The organism is Mycobacterium sp. (assembly GCF_019247635.1).
Taxonomy (GTDB): Bacteria; Actinomycetota; Actinomycetes; order Mycobacteriales; family Mycobacteriaceae; genus Mycobacterium.
This window is the reverse complement of sequence record NZ_JAFBAR010000020.1, coordinates 28319-47154: the sequence shown is the minus strand read 5'-3', so window position 1 is coordinate 47154 and position 18836 is coordinate 28319. Positions and strand designations below refer to the sequence as shown.

The following is an 18836-nucleotide window of genomic DNA, read 5'->3' as shown; positions in this document are numbered from 1 at the left end:
CTTTCATGATGGATCCCCTTCGCACACAGAACTCGTTCCCATGCTATGTGGCCATACCGACAAGCATTCCGGGACCAGTAACGTGACCGCTATGACCGTCCTAGACGACAACTACACCGGACACGTGGAACCGGGTACCGCGGCCCGACGCAGCCTGCCCGGCGCCACGATTCTAAAGGCGTCGGTGGGCCCGATGGACAACAATGCCTATTTGGTGACCTGTTCGGCGACCGAGGAGACGCTGCTCATCGACGCGGCCAACGACGCCGACGTTCTGATCGACCTGATCCGCCAACACGCGCCACGGGTGTCGCTGATCGTGACCAGCCACCAGCACTTCGACCACTGGCAGGCGCTGCAAGCGGTGGCCGAGGCCACCGGGGCGCCCACCGCCGCCCACGAGATCGACGCCGACCCGCTGCCGGTGCAACCGGACCGTTTGCTGGCCAACGGGGACACCGTGCGGATCGGCGAGCTGACCTTTGACGTCATCCACCTGCGGGGGCACACCCCCGGCTCCGTCGCGCTGGCGCTGAACGGACCTGCCACCGGCAACGTCACGCAGTTGTTCACCGGCGACTGCCTGTTCCCGGGCGGTCCTGGACGGACGACACAGCCGGACGAGTTCGATTCGCTGATGGGGGACCTCGAAAGCAGGGTCTTCGCCCGATACGGGGACGACACGATCATCTACCCCGGCCACGGCGACGACACCAATCTCGGCAACGAGCGACCACATCTAGCGGAGTGGCGCGAACGCGGCTGGTAATTCCGTCGTGCTGTCCAGCGGCTCATGCCTGGTAAAACAGGACGGCCACGCCAACGGATTCTCAGCGTCGCCGGCGTTAGCCGGTGCTAGCCGCCGTGGCCACCTGTGCCGGCGTCGGCGGTCCCGCCGCCGCTGCCTGAGGCGCCGTGGCCGCCACGGCGGCGGAGCCGCCCCAACAAGGCGCTGCCACTTAGCCCGGCCCCCGGCGGCGTCGAAGATGTGAGTGTGGCCTGAAGCTCGACTAGCTTGACGACGTCACAAACCAGGGACACTGGCGTTGGGAGTCGAACGCCCCGACTTGGGCGATTGGCGCGACGGGGCTGGTAGGCCCGCTCAGGTGGTGTGCACGATCAGCACATCGACCTTGGCCCGACGCGACACGTTGGCCGGCACCGATCCCAGCAGTCGGCCGGCGATGGTGCTGAGGCCGACGTTCCCGACGACCAGCAAATCGGCCTTGACCTCCTCGGCGAGGTGGACCAACGCGTCGACCGGAGCGCCGACGATCGCGCGCTCTTCGACGTTCTTGGCACCGGCGTTGTGGGCCCGCTCCTTCGCGTCGTGCAGGATCTCGTAGATCGGGGCGGTGCCCGTCACCTTGTAGCTTTCTTCCTTCAGCACGTCGGCCGCACGGCCATCGTCGTGATGAGGCAAGTACGCCGACGCGATGATCAACTTTGCGTCGGCCCCGGCAATGGCGGCCGCCTTGTCCACCGCGCGGAATGACGAGTCCGAGCCGTCGGTCCCTACGACCACGGTCCCATAGGCACCCATTTACCCTCCAAGTGTCGTTTGCCCAGCCAACCCAAGACAGTATCGCGTGCAGTGTCCAAAAGGACAGATTAAGCGACACCGCTGCGACGTGGCGCAAGCCTCAATTTGCCCGGTCAGGGCATGGCGACCGACAATACTGCGGATGACACTACGTGCGAATGCCCAGGCCCGATGGGGAAAGCTTTGCCGCGCAACCCTTTCCGAAGCCGGCATGGGTCGGCGTTGACCAGGCTCATCGGGCGGACTCTACAGTGACAAGCATCATGCCCTCGCAGACCATCGAGCAGCCAACGGCGCAGGTCATTGGGGATTCTGCGAGTCCCCGCCCCGACGGGAGGCTGCTCGATCCGTGGGCGGTCGCCGTGCTGGCCACGGTTATCAGCGCCGCCTGGGCGAGCAGGCCGTCGCTCTGGTTCGACGAAGGTGCGACGATTTCGGCGGCGAGCAGGTCATTGCCGCAGCTCTGGAAGCTGCTGGGCCACATCGATGCCGTACACGGCCTGTACTACCTGCTGATGCAGGCCTGGTTCGCTATTTTTCCGCCGACGGAATTCTGGTCACGTGTTCCGAGCGCGCTCGCCATCGGGGGCGCTGCGGCCGGCGTCGTGGTTTTCACCCGACAGTTCGTGCCGCAGAGCCGGGCCACGGGGCTGTGCGCCGGCGTTGTCTTCGCGATACTGCCGCGAGTGACGTGGGCCGGGATCGAAGCCCGGTCCTCGGCGCTGTCCGTGGCGGCGGCGGTTTGGCTGACGGTCTTGCTCGTTGCGGCGGCGCGGCGCAACCGGCCCCGGCTGTGGGTGGGTTACGCGTTGCTGCTGGTGTTGTCGGTCCTGATCAGCATCAACTCGGTGCTCTTGGTGCTGGCATATGCCGCCATCCTGCCGCGGCTGGCCCCGCGCAGAGGCATCGTTGTCCGGTGGTTGGTCAGCTCTGCGGTGGCGCTGGGGATCCTGACCCGATTCCTGCTGTTCGCCCACGGTCAGGCTTTCCAGGTCGCGTGGATTGCGGGGTTGAGCAGGAACCTCTTCCTGGACGTGGTGCATCGGCAGTACTTCGATCACAGCGTTCCCTTCGCCATCCTGTCGGGCGTCACCGTCGTCGCCGCGGTCGTCGCGCGTGCGCTCGGAGCAGCCGGGCCGGGTGGCGGTGCCCGGCGACTATTACAGGTGTGCGCGGCGTGGATCGTCATCCCGACGGCGGCCGTGTTGATCTACTCGTGGCTGGTTGAACCCATGTACTACCCGCGTTACCTGATCGTCACGGCTCCCGCCGCGGCCGTGGTCCTGGCGGTCTGCATCGTCACGCTCGCCCGAAAGCCGTGGCCCATCGCCGGCGTTGTGCTGGCGTTCACGGCCGCCGCGTTTCCGAACTACTACTTCACCCAACGCGGGCCCTATGCCAAGGAGGGCTGGGACTACAGCCAGGTTGCCGACGTGATCAGCGGCCACGCGGCGCCCGGGGATTGCCTGCTGGTGGACAACACCGTGGTCTGGAAGCCCGGGCCGATTCGCGCGCTGCTGGCCACCCGGCCGGCGGCTTTTCGTTCGGTGATCGACGTCGAGCGCGGCTTTTACGGACCCGATGTCGGCGCTCTGTGGGACGGCCACGTCGCGGTGTGGCTGACGACGGCCAAGATCAACAAATGCCCCGCGCTGTGGACGATCACCGACCGAGACAGATCGCTACCCGACCATCAACAGGGAAAGTCGTTGCCGCCAGGGTCGACCTTCGGACGCGCGCCCGCCTACCGATTCCCCGGCTATCTCGGCTTCCACGTCGTGGAGCGCTGGCAGTTCAACTACTCCCAGGTCGTCAAGTCAACGAGATGAGCTAGACGGGCATGCAGATCTGGCTCGCGGATGGTCTGTTCGGGGGCGCGCAAGGCGGCCGCACCTCATCTCCGAACGACTGAGTCGGCTGTGCGACTGTCAGCCATCCGCGCGAGTGTGAACCACACGACGCCGAATCAGCGTGTCGCGTCGCAGGATTCACACTGGGTTGCCGGCCGACGGCTGTGCGTTTGTACGTCGCTGAACACAGACTCATCCGGATAAGAGTCGTCGGGCATCGTCAAAACCGTGACCACTTCCGCGGCGTGCGGCCGATCGCATTTGGTGCAGCCAAAACCCCTACTGCCGCAAGCGCCGCGAACACCGCGTACAACCACCGCGCCGCTGGCAGGTCGCCATGTTCGGTGCCATTGACCACCACGCCGGCCAGGCCGGCGCCGAAGGCCGCGGAGATCAGCTGCACGATGTTGATGGCGGCCGCTGCCGTGCCGCTTTCGGTTGGGGCTTCGACGCAGTCCATGGCGCGCATCGACAGGTGCGGCCAAGCCATGCCGATGCCAATCCCGGCGACCAGCAAAGCCACCGCCCAGATGAGGACCACCCCGATCGGCGCGTCGGCGCGCTGCGTGAGCGCGACCATCCCCAGACCCGACGCCATCACCAGCGGCGCGGCCAGCAGCATGCGTCCGATGACCCGAGAATCGTTCACCGCGGCGCTGACGATCTCGCTCACCGTCCAGCCGACGGCCAGCGCCGCGCCCAGGAACCCCGCCGCGACCGGACTCAGGTGCCCGAGCCGTTGACCGAACAGTGGCACGTACGTGTCGACCATCACGGCCATCATCAGAACCGCCATGCTCAGATAGATCCACTTCAACGGTCCAGAGCCAAAGACGCTGGGCGGCAACACCGCTACCCGGCTGCGCCGATCGACTACCACAAAAACTCCGATCAGCAGCAGGCCGGCGGCCAGCAGCCCGCCCGTCGCTACGACGTTGTGCGGTAGTTGCGCCACACTGACGGCAATTGCGGCACCACCCATCAACACCAGCGACCACCCCGGCACCTTCAGCGCGGGCCGTGTGGACGCTTCACCGACCGGGCCGGCCCGGTGCGCGGACAGCACGATCGGCACCAAGATGGCCATCAACGCGGTCAGGATTGCCATGGCCGCAAATGCCAAGCGCCACAACCCGAATTGCGCAAAAAGACCGCCCATCGCGGGTCCGACTACGGTCGCGACTCCCCACATCGCGGACACCAGCGCAGAGCCGCGGGTCCATAGCGACCTTGGCAGGGCGGTGTTGATGAGCGCATAGCCCAGGCCGGCCAGCAGACCGCCCGCCACTCCCTGCAGGGCACGTCCGGCGATGAGCACCTCCATGTTGGGTGCCACCGCGCAGACCAGACTGGCGACACCGAACACGGCCAGTCCCGTCAGGAACGACGCGCGTGCCCCGATGCGCAGCAGGAGCGAACTCACCACGGCCGCGGCCACCACCGAACCGACCAGGTACAGCGTCACCACCCAGGCATACAACCGGGCGCCGCCGATTTCGGCGATCGTGCTGGGCAGCAGGCTGACGGTCAGGAATTCGTTGGTCGCGTAGAGCCCGACGCCACCCGCCAGCACCACGGATGCCCCAAGATATGGGCCCAGCAGCTGCCGCCAACTGCCCGTGTCGCTGGCGGTGTCGGTCACTTCAGGCCCGCGGCGTCCATCCCACGCAGCTCCTTCTTCAGGTCGGCGATCTCGTCTCGGAACCGCGCGGCCAGTTCGAATTGCAGGTCACGAGCGGCGGCCATCATCTGCGCGGTGAGGTCCTTGATCAGATCGGCCAGTTCGGCTCGCGGCATGCTGGCGGTGTCGCGGCCCACACCGGCGCTGACCGCCCGGCCCGGCTCGCCCTGAGCGCGGCGCCCGCGGGACGCGTTGCGGCCCGACCCGCCGATCGGGACGGACTCGCCGGCATCAGTGTCAGCCGCCTCGCGATAGACCTGATCGAGGATGTCGGCGATCTTCTTTCGCAGCGGCTGCGGGTCGATGCCGTTGGCCTCGTTGTAGGCGATCTGCTTGGCCCGGCGCCGTTCGGTCTCGTCGATGGCTTCCTTCATCGAGTCGGTCATGCTGTCGGCATACATGTGCACTTCGCCGGAGACGTTGCGGGCGGCGCGACCGATGGTCTGGATCAGGCTGCGCGACGACCGCAGGAAGCCTTCCTTGTCGGCGTCCAGAATCGACACCAGCGACACCTCGGGCAGGTCGAGGCCCTCGCGCAGCAGGTTGATGCCGACCAGCACGTCGTAGTCCCCCAGCCGCAGTTGCCGCAGCAACTCCACCCGACGCAGCGTGTCGACCTCGGAGTGCAGGTAGCGCACCCGGATCCCCATCTCCAGGAGGTAGTCGGTGAGGTCTTCGGCCATCTTCTTCGTCAGCGTCGTGACCAGCACCCGCTGGTCGGCGTCGGCGCGTTTGCGGATCTCACCGATCAGGTCGTCGATCTGGCCCTTGGTCGGCTTGACCACCACCTTCGGATCCACCAGACCGGTCGGCCGGATCACCTGCTCGACGAACTCGCCACCGGCCTGGCTCAACTCGTAAGGACCCGGCGTGGCCGACAAATAAACCGTCTGCCCGATCCGGTCGGCGAACTCCTCCCAGGTCAGCGGGCGGTTGTCGACCGCCGACGGCAGCCGAAAGCCGTACTCGACCAGGTTGCGCTTGCGGGACATGTCACCCTCATACATGCCGCCGATCTGCGGCACGGTGACGTGTGACTCGTCGATGACGAGCAGGAAGTCCTCGGGGAAGTAGTCGAGCAACGTTGCAGGCGCCGAGCCGGCGGGCCGTGCGTCGATGTGGCGCGAGTAGTTCTCGATGCCCGAGCAGAACCCGACCTGCCGCATCATCTCGATGTCGTAGTTGGTGCGCATCCGCAGCCGCTGAGCCTCCAGCAGCTTGCCCTGACCTTCGAGTTCCGCGAGCCGCTCAGCGAGCTCCTCCTCGATGGTGGAGATCGCGTGGGCCATCCGCTCCGGGCCGGCGACGTAGTGGGTGGCGGGGAAGATCCGCAGCGAGTCGACCTGGCGGATCACCTCGCCGGTCAGCGGATGCAGATAGTAGAGGGCCTCGACCTCGTCGCCGAAGAACTCGATGCGGACCGCCAGCTCCTCGTAGGACGGGATGATCTCCACGGTGTCGCCACGCACCCGGAACGAGCCACGGGTGAACGACAGGTCGTTACGCGTGTACTGCACGTCGACCAGCAGCCGCAACAGGCCGTCACGCGGCACCTCGGTGCCGACCTGCAGTTCCACGGACCGGTCCAGGTAGGACTGCGGGGTGCCCAGGCCGTAGATGCAGGACACCGAGGCGACCACCACCACGTCGCGCCGGGACAGCAGCGACGACGTCGCCGAGTGCCGTAAGCGCTCAACGTCGTCGTTGATGGAGCTGTCCTTTTCGATGTAGGTGTCAGTCTGCGCGATATACGCCTCGGGCTGGTAATAGTCGTAGTACGATACGAAGTACTCAACTGCGTTGTGCGGCAACATCTCTCGCAGCTCATTCGCCAGCTGGGCGGCTAGGGTCTTGTTCGGCGCCATGACCAGCGTTGGTCGCTGGAGGCGTTCGATAAGCCAGGCGGTGGTCGCCGACTTTCCGGTGCCGGTGGCGCCGAGCAGCACCACGTCACGCTCCCCGGCCCGAATCCGCCGCTCCAGGTCCTCGATGGCGGCGGGCTGGTCGCCGGCCGGGTCGTGCGGACTGACCACCTCGAAGCGGCCGCCGACGCGCACGACCTCCTCGACGGCACGGTACTCGGAGTGCGCGATGACGGGATGTTCGGTGGCGAAGGCCATGCCAACCAGGGTAGAGCCCGGCACCGACAAGCTGCCCGTCGCGAGCGTGCACAGACTGCCAGCCTCAGCGGCGAGCCGCCGTACAGACGCGCACGCTGACGGGCAGCCCGGGAACTAGCTGTGGCGCGTCCACAGGCGCGAGACGGGGTCGCACTGCAGCAGGTAGCCGTCGTTCGAGGTGGACACCGCGAACACCGGGACGTCGGGCAGGTCACACGAGCTACCCGCGGCGTGCACGCCCGACGTGATCGGCGCCTTGTCCCAGGTGTTGCCTTCGCAGACGACCTGCTGATTGCTGGTCGGGTCGTAGGCCAGTTTGTCGACGTCGCTGCACACACCGCCGAGGACGGGCGGCGACGGCCTGGCCGCCGGAGCGGTCGTGGTGGCGGCTTGCGCGGGATCCGCCAAGTTCACGCCCGGCGGCACGTCGCCGACCCGCGTGGCGACTACCGGAATTCGGACCACCGCGCCCTGTGCGCCGCACTCGTTGGACAGGACGGTCTGGGTCTCGGTGCCGCGCAGCGTGCCGTCGGCCTGGGGAGCCAGCGACCACGCGATGGTCTCCTGCTGGGTCGCCGTGACCTGCCCGTTCGGCTGGTGACAGCCCACCCGCGCCTGCTGCGGCGCACCCTGCCAATACCCGCCGACGAACCGCAGCACATCGGTCTGGCCGCCGTCGGCGGTGTTGGCCACCTGGTGGGTGGCGTCGTCCAGCTGGGTGCCGGTGGCCGCGCACCCGCTGGTGGTGCAGTCGGAACGAAAGGCCCACCAGTCGCTGGTGGCGACGTCGTGCCGGATGGGGACGCCGTTGGTGGTCTTCTTGGAACGGTCGTAGTCCAACCGGTAGGTGCCGTTGAGCACCCGGGAGCCCGCGGGGACACTGCTGGCCGCGGGCGCCGAGGGTTTCGACGCCAGCGCGGCGTTGGGCTGCGGATTGTCCGGCTGGAAGGAGTAGAGAATCGACCAGGTCGCGGCAACCGCGATGAGTACCGCCGAAACCACCGCCGCCGCCCACCGCGTCCGCGACGAGAACCTATGTGTCACAGCCGCAACCACGCGGCGTCGGCGGCGCCGCGGGGAAGCCGGCCGTTCGGCGTCCGGGAGGCCAGGCTCACCACAGGCGGCCTTGTACGCGGCGGCAAAGTCCCGGCAGCGGTCGAACCTATCCTCGGGATCCTTGGCCAGCGCCTTGAAGAACACCTCGTCGAGGTGCGCCAGGTCCTGACGGTAGTCGCTGAGCCGGGGCGGATCGTCGTGCAGATGCTGGCTGATCACCGCGATCGGGTTGGAGTGCTGGAACGGCGGGGCACCGGTCAGCAGATGGAATGCCGTTGCCGCCAAAGCGTATTGATCTGCCCGCCCGTCGATGTTGCAGCCCGTCAACTGTTCGGGGGCGGCGTAGGCGACCGTTCCCACGGCGACATTGGTCTCGGTGATACCGCTGATGTCGGCGAGGTGGCGAGCTACGCCGAAGTCCGCCAACAGGATTCGTTGTTCTCCGTCATCCGGGTGGGTGAGCAGGATATTGGCGGGCTTGACGTCGCGGTGCAGCAAGCCGCGAGTGTGGGCGTAATCGAGTGCACCCGCGACGGCGTGGACGATGTCGCCGACCTGTTCGGCCGGAAGACCTTCCTGGTAGCGCTCTTTCACCAGTCGGGCGGCGTCGGTGCCCTCGACGTAGTCCATCGAGATCCAGAGCTGACCGTTGAACTCACCGCGGTCGTGGACGCCGACGATGTGCGGATGCCACAGTGTCGCGGCAAGGTCGGCTTCCCGGTTGAACCGCTCGCGGAACTCACGGTCGGCGGTGATCGCCTCGGCGAGGACCTTGATCACATCGCGACGCGGCAACCGGGGATGCAAGGCCAGATACACCTCCGCCATGCCGCCCGCGCCGAGGGGTCGCAGGATCGTATAGCCGGCAAACGGCGCGCCGTTGGCAATGCGCGAGGGTTTGACGTCATCGGGGGCCCCGGCCCCCGAAACTGCTTCCGGTGGTTCGGCACTCGGCGCCGAATTGACCGGCGGGACGCGGCGCAGCAGGTTTCCGACGGTCGCTGAAGGCAGCGACTGGAAGCCCGCGCGCAGGGCTCCACGCGCCAGTCGCGGGTTGCTCAGCAGCCGTCGTCCGGCGCCCAGGCGTCGGGTTCCTCCGTGTAGCTCATCCATCTACCTTCACCCCCTTGTCTTGCGGCACTAGCGGCGGGTATCTCCACCAATCTTGTGATACCGAACACCCTGCGGGATGGGGCCAGTGCTGTTTCGCCGGCGCTTTCCCGAGTTCTCGCGGCCAGCACGATTGGCGCTCCGGACACCCCTCACGTTCGAATGATGCCGGATCCGAGTTGGCGTTTGGCAGTTGCAGGCTATGAAAAACCTATGAGTGGCCAAATCGAAACAAAGCCAAGCCACGGGCGAGTCCCTTGGGGAGCTCTCAGACGGTCCAACGATACTGGTGTGGTGAGTCGACCCGCCCCGCCCGCGCTGACCATTCGGCACAACGGTGCGCAGCGGTCCTTCGCGGCAGGTCAAGAGGTTATCGTCGGACGTGACCTGCACGCCGACCTGCGTATTCCGGACCCGCGGATATCCCGCGCTCACCTCATCGTGCGATTCGAGCAGGGCAGGTGGCTTGCCATCGACAACGGGTCGTTGAACGGCACCTACGTCAACGGCTACCGGATGCCGGTGGTCGATATCCACGACGGCCAGAGCATCAACGTCGGCAATCCGCAGGGGCCGCGGCTGACCTTCGAGATCGGGCGCCACCGCGGCAGCACCGGCGCGCCACCGCGGACCAGGCCGACGCTGGACTCCGGGCCGCCGACCCTGGCCTGGACCCTGGCCACCGAACCCGCCGCGCCGTCCACACGCCCGCCCGCGCCTCGCGGTCGGTCCAGGCCGGGGCCGCCCGCACCGCCGCCGCCCAGGCATCCGGCCGCGGGTCCACATCAAGCGCCGCCCAAGGTGCCCGCGCGGCCCGCCCCGCCCGAAGAGCTCACGGTGGTCAACACCGGTCGCGCTCCGACCCCGACACCGCCCACGGAGTTCACGGTGATCGACGCCGGGGGGTCCGACGTGTCCAACCTTGCCACCCGGATGGTGAAGTTCCTGTCCCCACGACCGGTCAGGGCCCCTGGTCCCACGAAGACCCCCGGCTCGGTCACGATCGGGCGCTCCGAAGACAACGACATCGTCATCTCCGACGTGCTGGCCTCCCGGGAGCACGCGACGTTGACGCTGACGCCGCTGGGCACCGAGATCCGCGACCGCAGCATCAACGGGACGTTCGTCAACGGCACCCGGATCGGGTCGGCCATCTTGAGCGAGGGTGACGTCGTCACCATCGGCAACGTCGACCTGGTGTTCAGCAACAGCACCCTGGTCCCGCGTGCCGAGGTGGAGACCCGCACGGGCGGGCTGGAGGTCCGCGAGGTCAAGTACAGCGTTGACGGCGGCAAACAACTGCTCGACGACATCTCGCTGGTCGCCAGGCCCGGCACGTTGACCGCGGTCATCGGCGGGTCCGGCGCGGGCAAGACCACGCTGGCCCGGCTGATTGCCGGTTACGCGCGTCCCAGCTCCGGCTCGGTGACGTTCGAAGGCCACGACATTCACGCCGAATACGCGTCGCTGCGCAGCAGGATTGGGATGGTGCCGCAGGACGACGTCGTGCACCGCCAGCTGACGGTGAACCAGGCACTGGGTTATGCCGCCGAATTGCGGCTGCCGCCGGACACCAGCAAAGCCGACCGCGCCCGCGTTGTCACCAAGGTGCTGGACGAACTCGACCTGACCAAGCACGCCGACACCCGGGTGGACAAGCTGTCCGGCGGTCAGCGCAAACGCGCGTCGGTGGCGCTCGAACTGCTCACCGGCCCGTCACTGCTGATCCTCGACGAGCCCACCTCGGGCCTGGACCCCGCGCTTGACCACCAGGTCATGACCATGCTGCGGCAGCTGGCCGACGCCGGGCGCGTGGTGATCGTGGTCACACACATGTTGTCCTACCTGGACATCTGCGACCAGCTGCTGTTGGTGGCGCCCGGCGGGAAGACGGCGTACTGCGGGCCGCCCGACCGTATCGGTGAGGCGATGGGAACCACCAACTGGGCCAAGATCTTCACCAAGGTCGGCGCCGACCCTGAGGAAGCCAACCGACGCTTCCTCGAGCAGAACCGGACCCCGAACCCACCCGCGAAGCGCTCAGAACAGGACGCTGAGCCAACCCAGCTGGGTAAGCCGGTGCACACCAGCCTGCGACGGCAGGTCTCCACGATCGCGCGCCGGCAGGTCCGCCTGGTGGTCTCCGACCGCGCCTACTTCCTGTTCCTGGCGCTATTGCCGTTCATCCTGGGTGCGCTGTCGTTGACGGTTCCCGGTAGCACCGGCTTCCACATCGCCGGCGAACACGCCAGCCCTCCCGACGAAGCCGCGCAGATACTGAACCTGCTGCTCAACTCCGCGGCCTTCATGGGCACCGCGTTGACCATCCGCGACCTGGTCGGGGAACGCCCCATCTTCCAGAGAGAACAGGCGGTCGGCCTGTCCACCAGCGCCTATCTGCTCGCCAAGACCGGCGTCTACTGCGTCTTCGCCGTCCTGCAGGCCGCTATTACGACCGCGATCGTCGTGGTCGGCAAGGGCGCGCCGACCCGCGGCGCCGTGGTGATGGGTCACAGCACTATCGCGGCCAGCGTCGAGCTATTCACGGCCGTGGCCGCGACGTGTGTGGCCTCCGCGATGCTGGGCCTGCTTATTTCGTCGCTCGTGCGCTCTAGTGAGCAGATTATGCCGCTGTTTGTGGTCTCGATCATGGTGCAGCTGGTGCTGTGCGGCGGGATGGTCCCGGTAACCAACCGGATGGTGCTCGAACAGGTGGCGGGGGCGGTGCCGTCGCGTTGGGGTTATGCGGCGGCCGCCTCGACAGTCGACCTGCGGGCCCTGATTCCCAGTTCCCTGCTGCCCCAGGACCGCTTCTGGCAACACGCCCCGAAGATCTGGGCGCTCGACATGGGCGCGCTGGCAGCGCTGTCGCTGTTCTACGGCACGTTCGTGCGGTGGAGGATCCGTTTAAGGCGCTAGAGCTGCATGGCGGCGACCCGCCGCAACCGGCTCCGCCGCCCTTGCGATCGCCGCTAGGCTGAGGACATCCACCCGCCCAAGCACGAGACGTTCGACCTGGTCGCCTGTACCAACACCGATCCGAAGGGCATCGTGCGGGCCGTCGACGTCTACGCGGTGCGGCCGTGGGGGCTCTACCTCGCGCGGCCCGCCCCCGGCCGGGCGCAGTTTCACTACCTCGAGTCGTGGTTGTTGCCGTCATTGGGGTTGCGCGCCACTGTGTTTCACTTCAACCCGGGTTACGAGCGGGACCAGGACTACTACCTGGATGTGGGCGAGTACACCCCCGGACCGGACGCTTGGCATTCCGAGGACCACTATCTGGACATCGTCGTGCGCACCGGCAAAGGCGTGGAGGTAGCGGATATCGACGAGCTCCTGGACGCCAGCCGCCTCGGCCTCCTGACCTCCGAGGTTGCCGAGCGGGCGATACGGCGCGCCATGCATGCCGTCGACGGCCTCGCCCGCAACAACTACGACCTGAGCGCCTGGCTGGTCACCAATGGCATGCAGCTCAGCTGGCGGCCGGACCCGGTTCGCCCAGCGTGAACTGAAGGCGAGAATCCGCCAAAAATCTCGCCCTCAGTTCACGCTCGACGGGGATGCGACGGCCCGACTACACCGCGAGCAATCGCTCGAAGAACTCGCGATAGTGCATCAGGGCAACACGCAGGTCCTCGGTGGAGGCTTCCTGGCCTTGTGCCCACTGCTCCTCGAGACGCGAACGCGCTTGGGCGAACCCGCTCGTGAGCTGCTCAACGAGGTCGGAGACAAGGACGTCCGCTTTCTGTACACATTCTTTGGGATCGTCCACGAAGGCCGCCTGTACGCCAGCCCACCGTCCGCGCAATTCCGCGAGTTCGTGGTCGCCGAAAAGCGTTTCCTCCAGCGATGTTTCGCGGTTGGCCTCTGCCGGCTGCGCCGACACCGTCGTGGCCTCACCCTGAGCCGACGTTCCCTCGGAAACCGTCGAGGGTTCCTCCGGTACAGGGGCGGACTGGCTCAGGTCTCGCTCCTGGCTCAGGTTCTGCTCCTGGCCGACATCCCGCGATGGCGCGCTGGGCGGAGTTGACACTTCGGCCTCGGGTGAGAGCGACGGGTCCGTCTCGGTGACCTGGCTCTGCGACTCGTCGTGCAGTGTTTGTTGTTCATGCGTGGTCATGCGCTTGCCTCCTGTGACCTGTCGCTGCCGGTATTGGTTTCCAGCAACTTTTCGAACAGCGCCCGATAGTGCACGAACGCCGCCCGCTGCTGCTCGGTGCTGACATCGCCGTGCTGCTGCGACAGACAGATGCCGTGCGCGGCGCGGTAGTTCTCTACGATCTGCGGATGGTCTACCGAGATGTCAGCCGCCCGTTGCTCGAAATCGTCGACGGGATAACCCCGTTCGCGCATCACATCGGTCACCAGACGATCCGCAACACCGACGGCAGTTGACGGACTGTCCACGAACCTGGTCTGTACCTCGTGCCAGCGGGTGGTGAAATCCGACAGCGCCGACTGCGTCAACGGCACAATGTCGAGTTTGTCCCGCTTACGCTCGCGGGCGGTGAGTTCCTTCTCAGCCGCCTTCTCGCTGCCGGCCTGGGACACCAGCCGCTCGTACTCGCGGCCATAGTGCTCCTTGAGCCGCTTTGTTTTACTGCGACTGTTGATCACACTCGCCGCGACAACCACCACTGCGACCACGATGACGACGATGGCCGCGATGAGAATCACTTGCCAAACGGGCATTTCGCGCTCCTCTCGTACTCATGTCGAATAACCTCAGCGACGCCGACGCAAACGCCTTTTTGTGATGCGCAGCACGGATGTGCCGGGCAGGCGTGGTCGAGGGGGCGTCAGAAATAGTGCCGGCGGCCGCCGATAGCGCGCCCGGTGCTGCCCAGGATCGCCAGGATCGCGCCAATGACGACCAGGATGATGCCCAGGGTCCACAGGATCGAGATCTTCAGCACGAACCCGACGACCAGCAGGATGAGGCCGAGAATGATCATGGCAAACCTTTCGTTCGCGTGTGACTGTGAAACGTTCGGGCCGGTTGGCCCGGCTTCTGATCCAGTGCACCACCCTTTAGGGCGGTAGTAATACACCCCTAGGGAGGTAATCTTCCTGGCATGCCCGCACCCTCTCGAGCGCCTATCACCGTTGCGCTCGTCGACGACTACGACGTCGTGGTCAAGGGTGTGGCCAACATGCTGGAGCCATATCGCGACCGTGTTGTCATTGCAGAACTCGACTCCACCATGCCCGTCAAAGACGCCGTCGACATCGTCTTATATGACTCGTTCGCCCAGCCCGAATCCGATCATGAAGAGATCGGCGTCCTGGTCGCCAATCCTCAAGCGCGCCGAGTTGTGGTCTACACCTGGAACTTTCATCCCGATCTCATCGAAAGCGCGCGGCAGCATGGAGCCAACGGATATTTGTCCAAGACACTGCCCGCGCGCGAGTTGGTCGCTGCCCTCGAGGCCGTCCATGCCGGCGAGACCGTCATCAGTCAGGTGACGGCCCGGGCACGCAGCGTGCCCGGGCTGGACTGGCCCGGACGCGGCGAAGGGCTCAGCGACCGCGAGGCGGAGATCCTGGCGTTGATCACCCAGGGCATGAGCAACGCCGACGTTGCGCGGCTGACATACCTGAGCCCCAACACCGTAAAGTCCTACATCCGCACGATCTATCGCAAGCTTGGCGTCGGCAGCCGCACCCAAGCCGTGCTGTGGGGCGTCGATCACGGGTTCACTCCTGACCATCACCGCATCGATCACTGGCGGGGTGGCCCCTGAAGTTTCTGCACCCGAGACTGGGGAACCCCCGGGTATGCCAGCCCGCAGCTCGCCCGCAATGAGAACGGCAAGCGCGTCTACCCGGACATCATGCGAAACGCGCACGCGCTGATGGCCGTGGCGCCGGACGCCAGGTCACCATCCCGCCCTACAGAACACCTGGCGAAATTTCGTGCCTGAGCTGCCTGACGTGGAAGGCTTTCGGCGCGAGCTGGCCCGCACGCTCCCCGGCCGCCGGGTGCGGCGCGTCCAGGTAAGCGATCCGGGCATTCTGCGAAACACCACGGCCGCAGCACTATTCGGCCGGCTCAACGGTCGGCGCTTCGGCGAGCCACACCGGCACGGCAAATGGCTGATGCTGCCTACCGACGGCCCGACGTTGCTCATACACAGCGGGATGACTGGCCATCCCTACTACGCCGATGAGGGCACCGAGCGCGAGCCGCATGAGCGGCTGGTGCTGGTGCTGGACCGCGGTGACCTGCGCTATGCGGACCTGCGCAAATTGCGTGGCGTCTGGCTTGCCGCCGACGCGAACGACATCGCGCGCATCACTGGCCCATTGGGGCCCGACGCGTTAGGGATTGGCCTGCCAGAGTTTCGCGATGCACTGTCCGGCCGTCGGGGGTCGCTGAAGGCCGCGCTGGCGGATCAATCGGTGATCGCCGGGCTCGGCAACCTGCTCACCGACGAAATCTGTTGGTGCGCCCGGATTCTGCCGTCGCGACGGGTCGCGGCGCTAACCGGTGATGAGCTGAAGCGACTGCACGGCGCGACAACCCAGGTGCTGCGCACCGCAGTGCGACACGGCCGGGTGCCCCGATCGTCCCGCTGGCTTGCCGGCGTCCGCGACGATCCGGATCCCTGCTGTCCCCGCTGCGGTACACACCTGAATCGAAGCCGCATGAATGGGCGAACAACCTTCTGGTGCCCGCACTGTCAGCCCGCCCGATGACGATGCGGTCCTGCAACGAACCGAGGAGGACGGGCGATCCGACTAGCCAGCTGGGTTCCAGCCGGTCGTGTCGGCCCACTCCCACGCGCGCCGGTACGCCTCGACAAACCACGGCTCCTTGACCGCGACGTAGCGGCCGGTATCCCCGCCCCCGGCGGTCTCGGCGTCGCGTTTCACTGCCAGGTACTCTTCGCGCACAGCTGGATTGGCCTTCAACCAGTCGACGAACAACAGCGCGAACTGCTGATTGGGCCAGCCGTCCACCCTGAGGTGCACATTCGTGGGTCGGCCGGGATCGGCCGAGGCGTGAATTCGTTTGTGCCACAACGTCGGGTCCTCGCCGTGGTCGAAACGGTTGACGGTGCTGCGGGCATCGGCCTTGGCGACATCCTCGGTGATGTGCTCGAGGCGCGGGTAGCCCACGGCCAGCAACGGATCGACGAGTTCGTCTGCGACCTCTAGTGATTCGACGGTGATCTGGATGTCGATGACGTCCTTGGAAAGGAAGTCCGGATACTCGGAAAACGCGGTCGACCCGATATGGTCGACCCGCAGCGCGCGGTGGCCGCACGCGGTGTTCAACCGGTTGACGATGCGCAGCGCCTGTTCCGGCCAAGTCGGATCGGCCGGCACCAAACGGGCGGGTGCGCGTGCGGGTTGCCGCTCGGTCAGGTTGTGTGCAAACGGCAGTATTCGGTCGTTCCACACCTCGTGGGCGCATCGCACCAAGTCCTCTGGGCTGGCCGAGTTGTCCAACCAGATGTCCGCGACGACACGGCGCTGCTCGTCGGTAGCCTGGGCCGCGATCCGGGCCCGGGCATCCTCCTCGGCCATGCCACGTTGATCGACCAACCGTCGCACGCGCACGTCGACATCGGCGTGCACGATGACGACCAACGGAAACAGCGGCGCCATCCCGGATTCCACGAGCAGCGGAATGTCTTCCACCACAACGGCGTCGTCCGCCACGGCGGCGATGATCTCCGCCCGCCGCTTGCCTACCAGCGGGTGCACGATGCCATTGAGCTTTTGGCGCGCCTCGTCGTCTCGAAAAGCCTTGGCCGCCAAGGCGGGACGATCCAGCGCCCCGTCCGAGAGCAGAATGTCGTCGCCGAACGCCTCGACCAGCGACGCCAGGCCTTCGGTGCCGGGCTCGACCACCTCCCGGGCGATGACATCCCCGTCGACGACGATCCCTCCACAGTCCGCGAAGGTGGACGACACCGCCGACTTGCCGGCGCCGATGCCGCCGGTCAGCCCGATGCGCAGCATTACCCGGATGCGGTCAGTGGAATCAGCCGTTGCCGGCGAGTTTTTCCCGCAGCGCGGCGAGTTGGGCGTCGCTGGCCAGCGACCCGCCCGCCGCCTTGTCCGAGGGCCCACTGCTGGACGGCGGCTGGCTACTGCCGCCCTGATCGACGGCCTCGGCGGCGGCGAACTTCTCCATCTGCGCGGTGTGCATCTTGTGCCGGCGCTCGGCCTCGGCGTAGCGGGCTTCCCATTCGTTGCGCTGGGCATCGAATCCGTCGAGCCACTCGTTGGTTTCGGCGTCGAAGCCCTCGGGGAAGATGTAGTTGCCCTGCTCGTCGTAGCTGTCGGCCATGCCGTACTTGGCGGGGTCGAACTCCTCGGTGTAGTCCTCGTTAGCCTGCTTGAGCGACAACGAGATCCGACGACGCTCCAGGTCGATGTCGATGACCTTGACCATCGCGTCGTCGCCGACGGCAACCACCTGGTCGGGCACCTCGACGTGGCGCTCGGCCAACTCCGAGATGTGCACCAGGCCCTCGATGCCCTCCTCGACGCGGACGAACGCGCCGAACGGAACCAGCTTGGTGACCTTGCCCGGCACGATCTGCCCGATAGCGTGGGTGCGGGCGAAGTGGCGCCAGGGGTCTTCCTGAGTGGCCTTGAGCGACAACGAGACCCGCTCGCGGTCCATATCGACGTCGAGCACCTCGACGGTCACCTCGTCGCCGACCTGGACCACCTCGGACGGGTGGTCGATGTGCTTCCAGGACAACTCGGAGACGTGCACCAGACCGTCGACACCGCCAAGATCGACGAAGGCTCCGAAGTTGACGATGGAGGAGACGACACCCTTTCGGATGGTGCCCTTCTGCAATTGATTCAGGAACTCGCTGCGCACCTCGGACTGGGTCTGCTCCAACCAGGCCCGTCGCGACAGCACCACGTTGTTGCGGTTCTTGTCCAGCTCGATGATCTTGGCCTCGATCTCCTTGCCGATATACGGCTGCAGATCCCGGACCCGTCGCATCTCGACCAGCGAGGCGGGCAGGAAGCCGCGCAACCCGATGTCGAGGATCAAGCCACCCTTGACCACCTCGATAACCGTGCCCTTGACGGCCTCGTCCTTCTCCTTGAGCGCCTCGATGGTGCCCCAGGCGCGCTCGTACTGCGCGCGCTTCTTGGAAAGAATCAGCCGGCCCTCTTTGTCCTCCTTGGTGAGAACCAGGGCCTCCACCTCGTCGCCGACGGAAACGACCTCGTTGGGGTCGACATCGTGCTTGATGGATAGTTCGCGGGCGGGGATGACCCCTTCGGTCTTGTAGCCGATGTCGAGGAGCACCTCGTCCCGGTCAACTTTGACGATGGTGCCTTCGACAATGTCGCCATCGTTGAAGTACTTGATCGTTTTGTCTATTGCTGCGAGAAAGTCCTCGCTGGAGCCTATGTCGTTGACGGCTACTTGCGGCGAGGTGACGGTGGGACTCGGCATATTGTTGGGTTGCTCCGGACAGGTTGGGTCGTAGGGA

The 18836-nt window shown here is 66.3% G+C and carries 15 protein-coding genes; 6 read left to right on the top strand and 9 right to left on the bottom strand.

Going from position 1 to position 18836, the window contains the following annotated elements; all coding sequences use genetic code 11:
• The first annotated feature begins 91 nt into the window (after nt 1-91).
• Nucleotides 92-769 (top strand): MBL fold metallo-hydrolase, encoded by a 678-nt coding sequence (locus tag JO236_RS03395; protein WP_293324722.1) that lies wholly within the window; start codon nt 92-94, stop codon nt 767-769.
• A 333-nt stretch (nt 770-1102) separates the two neighbouring features.
• Here JO236_RS03395 and JO236_RS03390 read toward each other — a convergent pair whose 3' ends face one another.
• Nucleotides 1103-1543 carry a universal stress protein gene (locus tag JO236_RS03390; RefSeq protein WP_293324719.1) on the bottom strand — a complete coding sequence of 147 codons (441 nt, stop codon included), beginning with the start codon at nt 1541-1543 and terminating at the stop codon, nt 1103-1105.
• 263 nt (nt 1544-1806) lie between these two features.
• Here JO236_RS03390 and JO236_RS03385 point away from each other — a divergent pair, with 263 nt between their 5' ends.
• A complete protein-coding gene (locus tag JO236_RS03385; protein WP_293324716.1) occupies nt 1807-3372 on the top strand; it encodes a glycosyltransferase family 39 protein in 1566 nt (521 codons plus the stop codon).
• A gap of 241 nt (nt 3373-3613) precedes the next feature.
• On the opposite strand, the gene JO236_RS03380 is transcribed toward JO236_RS03385, so the two are convergent.
• The 3 genes from JO236_RS03380 to JO236_RS03370 all read right to left on the bottom strand — a co-directional run bounded on the left by JO236_RS03380 (nt 3614) and on the right by JO236_RS03370 (nt 9363).
• Complete coding sequence (locus JO236_RS03380; RefSeq protein ID WP_293324713.1) at nt 3614-5035, bottom strand: MFS transporter; 1422 nt, start codon at nt 5033-5035, stop codon at nt 3614-3616.
• Nucleotides 5032-7194 (bottom strand): excinuclease ABC subunit UvrB, encoded by a 2163-nt coding sequence (gene uvrB / locus JO236_RS03375; RefSeq protein WP_293324710.1) that lies wholly within the window; start codon nt 7192-7194, stop codon nt 5032-5034. The genes JO236_RS03380 and uvrB overlap by 4 nt, the downstream gene beginning before the upstream one ends.
• 114 nt (nt 7195-7308) lie before the next feature.
• Complete coding sequence (locus tag JO236_RS03370) at nt 7309-9363, bottom strand: serine/threonine-protein kinase (protein ID WP_293324707.1); 2055 nt, start codon at nt 9361-9363, stop codon at nt 7309-7311.
• A 291-nt stretch (nt 9364-9654) separates the two neighbouring features.
• On the opposite strand from JO236_RS03370, the gene JO236_RS03365 reads away from it, so the two are divergent.
• Together JO236_RS03365 and JO236_RS03360 are read left to right on the top strand one after the other, a co-directional pair.
• Nucleotides 9655-12279, top strand: coding sequence for an FHA domain-containing protein (locus JO236_RS03365; protein WP_293324704.1), 2625 nt, complete (start codon nt 9655-9657; stop codon nt 12277-12279).
• A 132-nt stretch (nt 12280-12411) separates the two neighbouring features.
• The gene (locus JO236_RS03360; protein ID WP_293324701.1) at nt 12412-12867 is read left to right on the top strand and encodes a DUF402 domain-containing protein; all 456 of its coding nucleotides are present in this window, start codon (nt 12412-12414) and stop codon (nt 12865-12867) included.
• A 67-nt stretch (nt 12868-12934) separates the two neighbouring features.
• Here the strand turns inward: JO236_RS03360 and JO236_RS03355 are convergent, their stop codons facing one another.
• The 3 genes from JO236_RS03355 to JO236_RS03345 all read right to left on the bottom strand — a co-directional run bounded on the left by JO236_RS03355 (nt 12935) and on the right by JO236_RS03345 (nt 14315).
• A complete protein-coding gene (locus JO236_RS03355; protein ID WP_293324698.1) occupies nt 12935-13480 on the bottom strand; it encodes a hypothetical protein in 546 nt (181 codons plus the stop codon).
• On the bottom strand, nt 13477-14052 hold the full coding sequence (locus JO236_RS03350; RefSeq protein ID WP_293324695.1) for a hypothetical protein: 576 nt from the start codon (nt 14050-14052) through the stop codon (nt 13477-13479). Before JO236_RS03350 ends, JO236_RS03355 begins: the two co-directional genes overlap by 4 nt.
• 107 nt (nt 14053-14159) lie before the next feature.
• Nucleotides 14160-14315 (bottom strand): DUF6131 family protein, encoded by a 156-nt coding sequence (locus tag JO236_RS03345; protein WP_293324693.1) that lies wholly within the window; start codon nt 14313-14315, stop codon nt 14160-14162.
• A 120-nt stretch (nt 14316-14435) separates the two neighbouring features.
• Here JO236_RS03345 and JO236_RS03340 point away from each other — a divergent pair, with 120 nt between their 5' ends.
• Nucleotides 14436-15104 carry a LuxR C-terminal-related transcriptional regulator gene (locus tag JO236_RS03340; protein ID WP_293324690.1) on the top strand — a complete coding sequence of 223 codons (669 nt, stop codon included), beginning with the start codon at nt 14436-14438 and terminating at the stop codon, nt 15102-15104.
• 172 nt (nt 15105-15276) lie between these two features.
• Nucleotides 15277-16059, top strand: coding sequence for an Fpg/Nei family DNA glycosylase (locus tag JO236_RS03335; RefSeq protein ID WP_293324687.1), 783 nt, complete (start codon nt 15277-15279; stop codon nt 16057-16059).
• A 42-nt stretch (nt 16060-16101) separates the two neighbouring features.
• Here JO236_RS03335 and coaE read toward each other — a convergent pair whose 3' ends face one another.
• Together coaE and rpsA are read right to left on the bottom strand one after the other, a co-directional pair.
• Nucleotides 16102-17331 (bottom strand): dephospho-CoA kinase, encoded by a 1230-nt coding sequence (coaE, locus tag JO236_RS03330; RefSeq protein WP_293324685.1) that lies wholly within the window; start codon nt 17329-17331, stop codon nt 16102-16104.
• 22 nt (nt 17332-17353) lie between these two features.
• Nucleotides 17354-18799 (bottom strand): 30S ribosomal protein S1, encoded by a 1446-nt coding sequence (gene rpsA, locus JO236_RS03325; protein ID WP_293324682.1) that lies wholly within the window; start codon nt 18797-18799, stop codon nt 17354-17356.
• Nucleotides 18800-18836: the final 37 nt, after the last annotated feature.